Below are 12,840 nucleotides of genomic sequence, written 5' to 3'. Positions count from 1 at the left end.
CGTTCTACCTCAGCTTCAGGGTGGCAAGGCCGATCAGCACGAGGATCACGGTGATGATCCAGAAGCGGACGATCACGCGCGGCTCGGGCCAGCCCTTGAGTTCAAAGTGGTGGTGAATCGGCGCCATGCGGAATACGCGGCGACCGGTCAGCTTAAAGGACGCAACCTGAATGACGACTGACAGGGTTTCCATCACGAACACGCCGCCCATGATGAACAGGACGATTTCCTGGCGGACGATCACCGCGATGGTGCCCAGGGCCGCGCCCAGCGCCAGCGCGCCGACGTCACCCATGAAGACTTGCGCCGGGTAGGTGTTGAACCACAGGAAGCCCAGGCCCGCACCGATCAGTGCGCCGCAGAACACGATCAGCTCGCCCGCGCCCGGTACGTAAGGGATCAGCAGGTATTCGGCGAACTTCACGTTACCCGACAGGTAGCAGAAGATCCCCAGGCCGCCGCCGACCATCACGGTCGGCATGATCGCCAGGCCGTCGAGACCATCGGTCAGGTTGACCGCGTTGCTCGAACCGACGATCACGAAGTAGGTCAGGACGATGAAACCTGCGCCCAGCGGAATGCTGTAGTCCTTGAGCATCGGCAGGATCAGGGTGGTTTCCACCGGCGTCGCGGCGGTCATATAAAGGAAAATCGCCGCGCCGAGGCCGAACACCGACTGCCAGAAATACTTCCAGCGGCTCGGCAAGCCACGGGAGTTTTTCTCGATCACCTTGCGGTAGTCGTCGACCCAGCCAATGGCGCCGAACAACAGCGTGACCAGCAGAACGACCCAGACATAACGGTTGCTCAGGTCAGCCCACAGCAGGGTGCTGACGCCAATCGAAGACAGAATCAGCGCGCCGCCCATGGTCGGGGTGCCCGACTTGGACAGATGCGATTGCGGACCATCGTTGCGAACGGACTGGCCGATCTGACGGTTCTGCAGGGTACGGATCATCCACGGGCCATAGCACAGCGACAAAACCAGCGCGGTCAGCACACCCAGAATCCCGCGCAGGGTCAGGTACTGGAAGACCGCGAAGCCTTTGTAGAACTGTTGCAGATACTCCGCTAGCAGCAGCAGCATTAATGTTTCTCCAGACTGGTCCCGCACAAGGCGACGACGATGTTTTCCATCGCAGCGCTGCGCGAACCCTTGATCAAAATGGTGGTGTTTGTGTCTTGCTCGGCGCCGAGGGCCTTGATCAGTTCAGCCTGAGTGCCGAAGTGATAGGCGTGCTCGCCGAAAGCGTTCACGGCGTGGGTCATCATGGGGCCCACGGCATACAGCGCGGACACCTTGCCACGGGCATACGCGCCCACGTCGTGATGCCCCTGCTGCGCCCACTCGCCCAACTCGCCGATATCTCCGAGCACCAGAACGGTGCGCCCGGAAAAGCCGGCCAGTATATCAACGGCGGCGCACATGGAGGTGGGGTTCGCGTTGTAGGTGTCGTCGATCACGCGCATGCCATTGCTGGCCAGTTGCGCGACGGTGCGACCCTTGACCGGTTGTACCGCGCCCAGACCGGTGGCGATGCCGAACAGCGACACGCCCAGGGCGTGGGCGGCAGCGGCGGCAGCCAAGGCATTGGCGACGTTATGGGTGCCGAGCAGGTTCAGTTGAACGCGTTCCGCACCTTGCGGAGTGTGCAGGTTGAACGCCGGGCAACCGCGATCATCCGTCGCCAGGTCACTGGCATGGAAGTCGGCGTGGCTGTTGGTCAAGGCGAATGTCAGGACCTTGCGACCGGCTGCGCGCTGCTTCCAGATCTCGAAAGCCTTGTCGTCCAGATTGAGAACGGCGACGCCATCGGCATCCAGACCTTCAATGATCTCGCCCTTGGCTTCGACGATTTTTTCCGGTCCGCCGAACTCGCCGACATGGGCGGTTCCAGCATTGTTGAGAATGGCCACGTGCGGCTTGGTCATGCCAACGGTGTAGGCAATTTCACCCAGGCGCGAAGCACCCAGCTCGATGACGGCGGCGCTATGCTCCGGCGCCAGTTCGAGCAGGGTCAATGGAACGCCGAGGTCGTTGTTCAGGTTGCCGCGGGTCGCCAGCACCGGGCCACGGGTGCGCAGGATACTCGCGAGCATTTCCTTGACCGTGGTCTTGCCACTGGAGCCCGTGACGGCAGCCACCGGGTGACGGTAGGCAGCGCGATTCAAAGCGCCCAGTTGCCCCAACGCCTGGCGGGTATCGCTGACCAGCAATTGCGGCAGGGTGCTGTCGGCGACTTCACGCTCGACCAATGCCGCGACGGCACCTTTGGCCGCCACGTCATTGAGATAGTCATGGCCATCGAAGCGCGGACCGGCCAGAGCAATGAACAGCTGGCCCGGCTTGATCGCGCGACTGTCGATGCGGACACCGTCGAAACTGGCGTCGGCGCCGATCAACCGGCCGTTCAATGCACCGGTCAGTTCGCTGAGTTTCAAGGCCTTAAGCATGGGCCACCTCCCAGGCGGTCAAGGCATGATCTGCCTCGACCAGATCAGAAAAGGCATGACGTTCGCCGTTGATTTCCTGATAGTCCTCGTGACCTTTGCCAGCCAGAACGATCACGTCGTCTGCCGAGGCGCCGGCAATCAGTTGCGCGATCGCCTGGCCACGGCCGGCCACGAAGGTGACTTTATCCACAGCGCTGAAACCGGCGCGGATGTCTTCGAAAATCACTGCCGGATCTTCGGTACGCGGATTGTCGTCGGTGACCAGCACCTGATCGGCCAGTCGCTCGACCACTTCCGCCATCAACGGACGCTTGCCGCGATCGCGGTCGCCGCCACAGCCAAACAGGCACAGCAAACGGCCCTTGACGTGGGGGCGCAGGGCGGTGAGGACTTTTTCCAGGGCATCCGGGGTATGGGCGTAATCGACCACCACCAGCGGTTGAGTGCCGCCGCCCAGGCGTTGCATGCGTCCGGCCGGGCCTTCGAGTTTCGGCAACACTTTGAGAATTTCGTCGAGCGCGTAATCCAGACCGAGCAAAGCACCGACCGCTGCCAGCACGTTGCTGAGGTTAAAACGGCCGAGCAGCGTGCTGCGCAGGTGATGCTCGCCTTGCGGCGTGACCAATGTGGCGCGCACGCCGTGGTCGTCGAACTGCGCTTCACGGCAATACAGATAAGCACTGCTGTCAAGCAGGCTGTAGGTGATCAAGCGCGACTCACGCTTTTCTGCGGCCAGTTGCCGGCCGAAATCGTCGTCAAGGTTGACCACACGGCACTTCAAGTCATTCCAGGCAAACAGCTTGGCCTTGGCCTCGGCGTACGCCTCCATGGTGCCGTGATAATCCAGATGATCGCGGGACAGGTTGGTCATCACCGCCACATCGAATGCCAGCGCGGTGACCCGGCCCTGATCCAGGCCATGGGACGACACTTCCATGGCCACGGCTTTTGCCCCGGCCTTTTTCAAGTCGCCAAGGGTCGCTTGCATGGCAATCGGGTTCGGCGTGGTATGCAGGCCGCTTTGCAATGCACCGTAGAAACCGGAGCCCAGCGTGCCGACGATGCCGCAATGCTGGCCGAGCAGGTCCAGCGCCTGGGCCACCAGTTGGGTCACGCTGGTCTTGCCGTTGGTGCCGGTCACGCCGATCAGGTTCACGTGATGGCTGGGTTCGCCATAAAAACGCCCGGCGATGTCCGACAGCTGCGCCGCCAGGCCCTTGACCGGAATCAAGGGCACATCGGTGATCGGCAGCACGGTGGCGCCTTCCACTTCATAAGCCACGGCGGCGGCACCGCGCTGCAAGGCATCGGCAATGTGCGCACGGCCGTCGAATTTGCCGCCGGGAACGGCAAGAAACAAGTCGCCGGCGCGAACATTGCGACTGTCCAGCGCTAGCTCGCGGATCAACAGATCGTGGCCGGCGTGGGGGAATATTTTGTTAAGACTTAATGACATCAGCCGCGCCCTCCATTGGCTTTCAGCGGTACGACCGGGGTGGCGTTGGCTTGTTGAACAGGTGGCAGGTTGTCAGGGGTGACGTTCATCAGGCGCAGGGTGCCGGACATCACGCGGCTGAACACCGGCGCCGATACCAGACCGCCGAAATAACCGGCCTTGGTCGGTTCATCGATCACGACGACGATGGCGTAACGCGGATCGTTCATTGGGCCGAAACCGGCGAACAACGAGCGATAGGAGTTTTCGGCATAGCCTTTGGTGCCGACCGACGTTTTACGCGCCGTACCGGACTTGCCGCCGACGTGATACGCCGGGACCTGCGCGCGGAACACACCGCGCGGCGCTTCAATGACTTGCTGCAGCATGGCATGCATGGTTTTGGCGACCGCTTCCGGCAGAACCTGAGTGGTTTGCGGCGCCTTGTCGGTTTTGATCAGTGTCAGCGGTGCCAGGCGACCGTTGTTGGCCAGCGCCGAGAAGGCATGGACCAACTGGATCGCCGTCACGGAAACACCGTAGCCGTAGGACAGCGTGGCCGTCTCGGCCTTGCGCCATTCGCGATAATTCGGCAGGTTGCCGACACGTTCGCCCGGGAAACCGAGACCCGTGTCCTGGCCAAGGCCGAGTTTCTGTGCCAGGCGGAAAATGGTTTCGCCACCGATATCGAAGGCGACCTTACTCATGCCGACGTTACTGGAATTGATCAGAATGCCGGTCATGTCCAGCACCGGACCTTCGGTCTTGGACACGTCCTTGATGGTGTATTTACCAATCTGCAAGGTGCCCGGATATACCTCGACGGTATCGGTCGGCTTCCAGCGACCGGTCTCGATGGCGGCGCTCATGGAGATCGCCTTCATGGTCGAGCCCGGCTCGAACACGTCGATCATCGCGCGGTTACGCATCATTGCCGGCTGCAGGTTGCGACGGTTGTTCGGGTTGTAGGTCGGCTGGTTGACCATGGCGAGAATTTCGCCGGTCTTCACATCCATGATCACCAGGCTGCCGGCCTTGGCGCCGTTTTCGATGATCGCGTTGCGCAATTCGCGGTTGGCCAGGTATTGCAGGCGCAGGTCAATGGACAACGCCAAGGGCTTTCCGGCCTTGGCGTTTTTGGTGACCTGGACATCCTTGATCAACCGGCCACGCCGGTCCTTGATGACCTGTCGTTTGCCGGGGACCCCGGCCAGCCATTCGTCATAGGCCAGTTCGACACCTTCCCGGCCATGGTCATCAATGTCGGTAAAACCGACCATGTGCGCGGTGACTTCACCGGCCGGATAGAAACGACGAAATTCTTCGATGCCGTAAACGCCCGGCACTTTCAGGTCGAGCACTGCCTGGCCCTGCTCAGGCGTCAGCCCGCGCACCAGGTAAATGAATTCTTTATTGGCTTGCGCTTCGAGGCGCTCCGCCAGGGCTTTCGGGTCTTGACCCAACGCCGCGGCCAGGGCCGGCCATTTTTCCTTGGCCAGCTGCATTTCCTTGGCGTTGGCCCACAGGGTAGTGACCGGCGTACTGACGGCCAAAGGCTCGCCGTTACGGTCGGTGATCAGACCACGGTGAGCCGGAATCGGAATATGACGAACGCTGCGCGCGTCCCCCTGCCCCTTGAGGAAGTCACGGTCGACAACTTGCAGGTCGATGATCCGCCAGGTGATCGCCGCCACCATGACGCCGAGCAACCCCAGCACCAGGCGGAACCGCCATGGAAAGAGTGCACCTTCGAGTTTCATCATGGCGCCACCATCTGCACTTCGGCAGCACCGGGAATACGCATTTTCAGCTGCTCGGTCGCCAATACTTCGATGCGACTGTGGGCCGTCCAGGTGCTTTGCTCAAGAATCAACCGGCCCCACTCGGCCTGCGCCTTGTCGCGCACGCTCAACTCGTTGTACAGCGAGTTGAGCAGCTGACGATTCCAGTGCGCGCTATAGGACACGCCGATCGCAGACACGAGCACGCCAATGAACAGCAGCAGCATGAAAAAGCTTCCGCCGGGCAGTGGCTTGGCGAAAAGCTTGCTCACCGCAGCTTCTCCGCCACACGCATGACAGCGCTACGGGAACGTGGGTTGGCCTTGAGCTCGGCATCGGAGGCCGTCTGTGCTTTGCCATGGACTTTGATTTTCGGTTCGAAGGCGACATGCCGAACCGGCAGGTTGCGCGGCAGGTTGTCGGCTTCGCCTTTCACCAGCTTGCGCATGAACAGCTTGACGATGCGATCTTCCAGCGAGTGGAAACTGATGACCACCAGCCGCCCACCTACTTCCAGGCAATCCAGCGCGGCTTCGAGGCCAGCCTCGAGATCGCCCAGTTCGTTGTTCACGTGAATTCGCAACCCCTGGAACGCACGGGTCGCAGGGTTCTTGCCCTTTTCCCAGGCCGGGTTGGCGACTTTCAGCACTTCAGCCAGATCGGCGGTGCGCTCGAACGGCTTGATGTCGCGACGCTCGGCCACGGCACGTGCCATGCGGCCGGAAAATCGCTCTTCGCCGTATTCCTTGAACACGCGGGCAATTTCTTCGGCGGGTGCAGTGTTGACGAATTCGGCAGCGCTGATCCCGCGGGACGGGTCCATGCGCATGTCCAGCGGGCCATCGTTGAGAAAACTGAAGCCACGCTCTGGATCGTCGAGTTGCGGCGAGGATACGCCCAGGTCGAGCAAGATACCGCTGACCTTGCCGTGCAGGCCGCGTTCGGCGACTTCGGATCCAAGCTCGGCAAAGCTGCGCTGCACAACGACAAAGCGGCCGTCTTCGGCCGCTAGCGTTTGCCCGGTGGCAATCGCTTGGGGATCTTTATCGAATCCGAGCAACCTACCATCGGGTCCCAGCTGGCTGAGGATCAACCGGCTGTGTCCGCCGCGCCCGAACGTGCCGTCCAGATAGCAGCCATCAGGACGTACGGCGAGAGCCTCGACGGCTTCGTCAAGCAGTACGGTGATGTGGTTAAAGCCGCTATCAATAGTCACAGGATCAAATCACGCAGTTCATCAGGCATGGCGCCCGGTTGTTGAATAGCAGCCAGGTCAGCGGCATTAACCGCATCCCAGGCATCCTCGTCCCACAATTGGAACTTGTTCAGTTGGCCTACCAACATCGCGCGCTTATCCAACTTGGCATATTCACGAAGACGCGGCGGAACCAGAAAACGACCACTGCCATCGAGTTCGAGGTCGACGGCATTACCAATCAGTAAACGTTGCAGGCGGCGGTTCTCTTCGCGAAGCGAAGGCAGTGCGCGCAGTTTGGTTTCGATAATTTCCCACTCATCGAGGGGGTAAACACACAAACACGGATCAACGGCATCAATGGTGACGATTAACTGCCCGGAACTACGCGAAACGAGCTCGTCACGGTACCGGCTCGGCATGGCGAGACGGCCCTTTGCATCGAGACTGATAGCGTTGGCTCCGCGAAACACGTCAGCGTTTCTCCAAATTTTAGCGATTTGCGCTCAAAAAACCCACTTCATGCCACTTTCCGCCACTTGCGCACACTATAGGAATGCGCCCACCACACCGTCAAGGCGCGCATTAAAGGAAAACCCTTACAGAACTGAGATTTAGGAGCATATGAGGAGGGGTAACGAGAATCCGGCAGATGAAACTGCCCAATAACTTGAATCAGCACAGGAGGCTGCGTTCGAAAGTTAATGTGATTTATTAAGAGTAAGATTTTTTCGGTATTACGAAAGTGGTTCTGCCGACGATTCTGAAAGGAGGGAAATCGGTACCGCGGTGAGTCTGTGCAATCGTTACCAGCGCGGGCAATTCGATATCACAAAACCCTGTCTGTCGATGATTTACATGAAAGGAAACTGCCATCACCGACTCCCTGCTCAATGATTTAAGCAGAGGGTAGAAAAAAGGTGGAGAGTCGATCTGTAAGCCGGGTTCTGTCTTGAACAGTCATTCGTCTACGATGGCCATCACTGGACATCTTTAGCAACCTACCCGGTCCCAGCGCGGGCCACGCCTTGGGACCCTATTTGGTCTTGCTCCAAGTGGGGTTTACCTAGCCACGAACTGTTGCCAGACGTGCGGTGCGCTCTTACCGCACCTTTTCACCCTTACCGGCGCCGAAGCGCTTAGGCGGTTATTTTCTGTGGCACTTTCCGTAGGCTCACGCCTCCCAGGCATTACCTGGCACTTCGCCCTATGGAGCCCGGACTTTCCTCCCCCCCCTAATTTTCATAGAGGGCAGCGACTGTCCAATCGACTCTCCGCCGCGAAGGTTAACGGCAGAGCGCCCGAAGAACAAGCGCTAAACGCCGCCTGCCCTGCCTGCACGTCGGTTTTTACTCGCCCTTCTGTTTATCCAGCGCGACCTGGTAGAGCACATTCTTGCGCTCACCAGTAATTTGCGCCGCCAATGCCGCAGCGCGCTTGAGTGGCATTTCTTCAAGCAACAGATTGAGGATGCGCATCGCCTCGCTGCTGACGGCGTCTTCGCTCTCGGGCGCCGACCAACCCTCGACCAGCACCACGCACTCGCCGCGCTGCTGATTACTGTCCGACTCGACGAACTGGCGCAACTCGGCCAGGGGCAAGCCCTTAAGGGTTTCGAACGTCTTGGTCAGTTCGCGAGCCAGCAAGGCCGGACGCTCGGCGCCGAACACCAGCTCCATGTCTTGCAGGCATTCAAGGATGCGATGCGGGGCTTCGTAAAAGATCAGCGTGCGCGGCTCTTCCTTGACGGCCTCCAGGCGGGCGCGTCTTCCCACCGTTTTTGCCGGCAGGAAACCTTCAAAGATGAAACGATCCGACGGCAACCCGGCGGCCGACAATGCCGCAATCAAGGCACAGGCGCCTGGAACCGGCACCACATTGATCCCGGCGGCCCGGGCCTGGCGCACCAGGTGATAACCCGGATCGGAAATCAGCGGCGTTCCGGCGTCGGAGATCAACGCGACATCGTCACCCGCGAGCAGGCGTGTAATGAAGCGACTGCCTTCATCACGCTCATTGTGTTCATGGCAAGCGGCCAGCGGCGTGGGGATGCCGAAGTGCTGCATCAGGCGCTGGGAATGACGGGTGTCCTCCGCTGCGATCAATGCCACTTCACGCAGGATCTTCAGCGCACGCGCACTGATGTCATCCAGGTTGCCGATGGGCGTCGCCACCACATAAAGCGAGCCAGCAGCGGAATTCAAAGCACCTGGAGCAGTCAAAGCGCACACCTCATGATCGATAAAGCCGCCATTGTAGCGCGTAGCGACGCTTACGATACGCGCATGCAACACTCGGTTTTGCAGCGTTTTGTGCCTCATCGCAACATTTGCATGAGCTAAATTGATCGATTCACGCCAGTAACATCGCGCCCCGGCCAGTGCTTGGGTACAATTCCACGCTAATTTGATCGAGTATCAGGAACACTTACATGATCGCTTGCCTGCGGCTGCTCACTGCCCTCTGCCTCGCTGCCTTGCTGGCGGCTTGCGCCAGCTCGCCCTCCTCCAGCCTTGGCGAACTTCCACGGACCCCGGACGCCAGTATCGAGCAACTGCTTGAGAAGGCCGCCCAAAGCAAATCGCCGGAAGACGCCGCCCTGTTGCGCCTGAGCGCAGCCGACCTGGCCTACCGTCAGGGCAATGCCGCCCAATCCGCGCAAATCCTGCAGCAAGTGCCGGTGGAGCAGCTCAAGCCGGGGCAGCAGGTATTCGCCAATACACTGGCCGCCGAGCTGGCGATGACCCGCAACCAGCCGAAAGCCGCGTTGACTGCCCTGAGCCACCCGAGCTTCCAGCGCCTGGCAGAATTGCCGGAAGAGCAGCAGGTCCGCACCGGTACTGTCCGCGCCCGCGCCCTCGAAGCCGATGGCCAGACCCTGGCGGCCGCACGGGAACGCATCTTCATTGCACCGATGCTCAGCGGTGAAGCCGCCAGCAAAAACCACGAAGCGATCTGGGCACTGATCGCCTCGCTGCCGACCGAACAGTTGCAGCCGTCCAACACCGACGACCTTGGCGGCTGGATGGCCTTGGCCCTGGCGGTGAAATCCGCCGGCACCCTGGAACAGCAACAGGCCGCCATCGACAACTGGCGTGCGCAGAATCCGAAACACCCGGCCGCCATTCAATTGCCGGTAGCGCTGACCAAGCTCAAGGAACTGGCCAGCCAGCCCCTGGGCAAGATCGCCCTGCTGCTGCCGCAGGATGGCCCGCTGGCCTCGGTCGGCAAAGCATTGCGCGAAGGTTTCATGGCTGCCCACTACCAGGCGCAACAGGCCGGACAGAAGCCGCCGGCCATCGAGTTCTATGACAGCTCGCGCCTGACATCGCTCGACGAGTTCTATCGCAAGGCCCAGGCCGATGGCGTGCAACTGGTCGTCGGCCCGCTGGAGAAGCCACTGGTCAAGCAGCTGAGCACTCGCCCGCAATTGCCGATCACCACCTTGGCGCTGAACTACAGCGAGGGCCAGCAAGGTCCGGCCCAGTTGTTCCAGTTCGGCCTTGCCGCTGAAGACGAAGCCCGCGAAGTATCCCGCCGCGCTCGCGCCGATGGCCTGCATCGTGCCGCTATCATGGTGCCGAAAGGCGAATGGGGCGATCGCGTCCTCCGGGCATTCAGCCAGGACTGGCAAGCCAACGGCGGCAGCATCGTCGCCACCGAGCGTGTCGACCAGCCCGTTCAGCTGGCCCAGCAGATTGCCGACATGTTCCAGCTGCGCCAAAGCGAGGGTCGCGCCAAGAGCCTGCAAAGCACGGTCGGTTCGCAAGTCGCCGCCCAGCCTTCGCGTCGCCAGGACATCGAGTTCATCTTCCTCGCCGCCACGCCACAACAGGCTCAACAGATCAAACCGACCCTGAACTTCCAGTACGCAGGCGACGTTCCGGTCTACGCCACTTCCCATGTGTTTAGCGCCAGTGGTGACGTCAACCAGTACAACGACATGAACGGCATTCGCTTCTGCGAAACCCCATGGCTGCTGGACGCCAATGATCCACTGCGCAAGCAGGTCACGGCTCAATGGCCCCAAGCGGCCAGCAGCCTGGGCCGCCTGTATGCGATGGGCGTCGACGCCTATCGCCTGGCGCCACGCCTGGGGCAACTCAAGGCGCTGCCGGATAGCCGCATCGAAGGCCAATCGGGCAGCCTGAGCATGACGCAGAACCAGCGCGTCGTGAGGCAATTGCCATGGGCGGAGTTCGTCAACGGCCAGGTTCAACGCCTGCCGGACACTTCGCGCTGATGCCCGACAGGTCACGCCAGCAAAGCGGTCAAGAGGCCGAGCGCCAAGCGCTCGGCCATCTTCAACAACAGGGTTTGCGCCTGCTGGCGCAAAACTGGTTGTGTAAACGCGGCGAGCTTGATCTGGTCATGCTAGATGGCGATACAGTAGTATTCGTTGAAGTTCGCTACAGAAAAAACACTCAATGGGGTGGCGCGCTCGATAGCATCGATGAGCGCAAACGGCAGAAGCTGATTTTTGCCGCGCAGCATTTTCTTCAGCGCGAGACGCGCTGGGCCAATTCCCCCTGCCGCTTCGACGTGGTTGCCATTGATAGCAACCTCGATCAGTTGAACTGGTTGCAGAATGCCTTTGACTGCTGATTGCTTGCACCCCGAACCGGACGACACCCAACACTTTTGCTCTTTGTATTGCGGGCTGCACATTCACGTGCCGGACAGCCGCGCTCATTAAGGTCACACAGATGGACATGCAATCCCGAATTCGCCAGCTTTTTCAGGCCAGTATCGATACCAAGCAACAGGCGATGGAAGTACTTGCACCGCACATCGAGCAAGCCAGCCAGGTCATGGTCAACGCCCTGCTCAACGAAGGCAAAATGCTTTCCTGCGGCAACGGCGGTTCTGCCGGTGACGCCCAGCATTTCTCGTCCGAACTGCTCAACCGCTTCGAGCGCGAGCGTCCGAGCCTGCCCGCGATCGCGCTGACCACCGACAGCTCGACGATCACCTCGATCGCCAACGACTACAGCTACAACGAAATCTTTTCCAAGCAGATCCGTGCACTGGGCCAGCCGGGCGACGTACTGCTGGCCATTTCCACCAGCGGCAACTCTGCGAACATTATTCAAGCGATCCAGGCCGCACATGACCGCGAAATGATTGTCGTAGCATTGACCGGTCGCGATGGCGGCGGCATGGCATCGCTGCTATTGCCCGAGGACGTGGAAATTCGCGTACCCGCCAACGTCACGGCACGTATTCAGGAAGTCCACCTGCTGGCGATCCATTGCCTTTGCGATCTGATCGACAGCCAACTGTTCGGGAGTGAAGAATGACCCCTAATCGCCTCGGCCTACTGGCCCTGACCCTATGCCTCGGCATCAGCGGCTGCACCTCGGTGGTTAATGCCAGCCGTGAAGCGCCGATTGAAGATGACCGTGGCACCCGCACCTTCGGCAGCAAGATCGACGACTCCCTGATCGACACCAAGGTCGGCGTGAACGTCGCCAAGGCCGACCCAGCCCTGGATAACGATTCCCACATCGTCGTCACCAGCTTCAACGGCGTCGTACTGCTCGCCGGACAAACGCCGCGCGCCGACCTCAAGGCCAAGGCTGAACAGGCCGCTGCGGCGGTCCAGCGCGTGAAGAAGGTGCATAACGAAATCCAGGTTCTGCCCCCCTCCGGCTTCCTGGCCCGTCAGAACGACACCTGGCTGACCTCCAAGATCAAGACCCAGATGCTCACCGACCCAAGCATCCCGGGCTCGCGCATCAAGGTTGTGACTGAAAACGGAATTGTCTACTTGCTGGGTCTGCTGACCAAACAGGAAGCGGCGCAGGCGACCAACCTGGTGCAGGGTGTTTCCGGCGTGCAGAAGATCGTGAAGCTGTTCGAGTACATCGACTGATGCCTGTAGGAGCTGCCGCAGGCTGCGATCTTTTGATCTGAAAAAGCAAAGTCAAAAAAGATCGCAGCCTATGGCAGCTCCTACTGTTTGAAAGCGGTGA

At 60.5% G+C, this 12,840-nt stretch carries 12 protein-coding genes and 1 other RNA gene; 4 read left to right on the top strand and 9 right to left on the bottom strand.

The window, feature by feature from the left end; all coding sequences use genetic code 11:
- Positions 1–4: 4 nt before the first annotated feature.
- The 9 genes from mraY to rsmI all read right to left on the bottom strand — a co-directional run bounded on the left by mraY (position 5) and on the right by rsmI (position 9,087).
- The gene (gene mraY, locus F8N66_RS21945; protein WP_015096766.1) at positions 5–1,087 is read right to left on the bottom strand and encodes a phospho-N-acetylmuramoyl-pentapeptide-transferase; all 1,083 of its coding nucleotides are present in this window, start codon (positions 1,085–1,087) and stop codon (positions 5–7) included.
- Complete coding sequence (locus F8N66_RS21940) at positions 1,087–2,454, bottom strand: UDP-N-acetylmuramoyl-tripeptide--D-alanyl-D-alanine ligase (protein ID WP_150772176.1); 1,368 nt, start codon at positions 2,452–2,454, stop codon at positions 1,087–1,089. Before F8N66_RS21940 ends, mraY begins: the two co-directional genes overlap by 1 nt.
- On the bottom strand, positions 2,447–3,910 hold the full coding sequence (locus tag F8N66_RS21935; protein ID WP_150772175.1) for a UDP-N-acetylmuramoyl-L-alanyl-D-glutamate--2,6-diaminopimelate ligase: 1,464 nt from the start codon (positions 3,908–3,910) through the stop codon (positions 2,447–2,449). The genes F8N66_RS21940 and F8N66_RS21935 overlap by 8 nt, the downstream gene beginning before the upstream one ends.
- Positions 3,910–5,649 carry a peptidoglycan D,D-transpeptidase FtsI family protein gene (locus F8N66_RS21930; protein ID WP_191623041.1) on the bottom strand — a complete coding sequence of 580 codons (1,740 nt, stop codon included), beginning with the start codon at positions 5,647–5,649 and terminating at the stop codon, positions 3,910–3,912. The genes F8N66_RS21935 and F8N66_RS21930 overlap by 1 nt, the downstream gene beginning before the upstream one ends.
- The gene (gene ftsL, locus F8N66_RS21925) at positions 5,649–5,942 is read right to left on the bottom strand and encodes a cell division protein FtsL (RefSeq protein ID WP_003205353.1); all 294 of its coding nucleotides are present in this window, start codon (positions 5,940–5,942) and stop codon (positions 5,649–5,651) included. Before ftsL ends, F8N66_RS21930 begins: the two co-directional genes overlap by 1 nt.
- Positions 5,939–6,886 carry a 16S rRNA (cytosine(1402)-N(4))-methyltransferase RsmH gene (gene rsmH / locus F8N66_RS21920; RefSeq protein ID WP_412070751.1) on the bottom strand — a complete coding sequence of 316 codons (948 nt, stop codon included), beginning with the start codon at positions 6,884–6,886 and terminating at the stop codon, positions 5,939–5,941. The genes ftsL and rsmH overlap by 4 nt, the downstream gene beginning before the upstream one ends.
- Positions 6,883–7,338 (bottom strand): division/cell wall cluster transcriptional repressor MraZ, encoded by a 456-nt coding sequence (mraZ, locus tag F8N66_RS21915; protein WP_150772173.1) that lies wholly within the window; start codon positions 7,336–7,338, stop codon positions 6,883–6,885. Before mraZ ends, rsmH begins: the two co-directional genes overlap by 4 nt.
- A 447-nt stretch (positions 7,339–7,785) precedes the next feature.
- Positions 7,786–8,139, bottom strand: an RNA gene (gene rnpB, locus F8N66_RS21910) — RNase P RNA component class A.
- Between the two features lie 75 nt (positions 8,140–8,214).
- Positions 8,215–9,087, bottom strand: coding sequence for a 16S rRNA (cytidine(1402)-2'-O)-methyltransferase (gene rsmI / locus F8N66_RS21905; protein ID WP_150772172.1), 873 nt, complete (start codon positions 9,085–9,087; stop codon positions 8,215–8,217).
- A gap of 209 nt (positions 9,088–9,296) precedes the next feature.
- Here rsmI and F8N66_RS21900 point away from each other — a divergent pair, with 209 nt between their 5' ends.
- From F8N66_RS21900 to F8N66_RS21885, 4 genes are all read left to right on the top strand, one after another.
- Complete coding sequence (locus F8N66_RS21900; protein WP_150772171.1) at positions 9,297–11,108, top strand: penicillin-binding protein activator; 1,812 nt, start codon at positions 9,297–9,299, stop codon at positions 11,106–11,108.
- A complete protein-coding gene (locus tag F8N66_RS21895; protein WP_150772469.1) occupies positions 11,108–11,470 on the top strand; it encodes a YraN family protein in 363 nt (120 codons plus the stop codon). Before F8N66_RS21900 ends, F8N66_RS21895 begins: the two co-directional genes overlap by 1 nt.
- Before the next feature lie 101 nt (positions 11,471–11,571).
- A complete protein-coding gene (locus tag F8N66_RS21890; RefSeq protein ID WP_007972584.1) occupies positions 11,572–12,165 on the top strand; it encodes a phosphoheptose isomerase in 594 nt (197 codons plus the stop codon).
- On the top strand, positions 12,162–12,740 hold the full coding sequence (locus F8N66_RS21885) for a BON domain-containing protein (protein WP_150772170.1): 579 nt from the start codon (positions 12,162–12,164) through the stop codon (positions 12,738–12,740). Before F8N66_RS21890 ends, F8N66_RS21885 begins: the two co-directional genes overlap by 4 nt.
- Positions 12,741–12,840 lie beyond the last annotated feature (100 nt).

The organism is Pseudomonas fluorescens (assembly GCF_902498195.1).
GTDB classification, from domain to species: Bacteria; Pseudomonadota; Gammaproteobacteria; order Pseudomonadales; family Pseudomonadaceae; genus Aquipseudomonas; species Aquipseudomonas fluorescens_BU.
The sequence above is the reverse complement of the archived record's forward strand: the minus strand, read 5'-3'. Positions and strand labels throughout refer to the sequence as shown.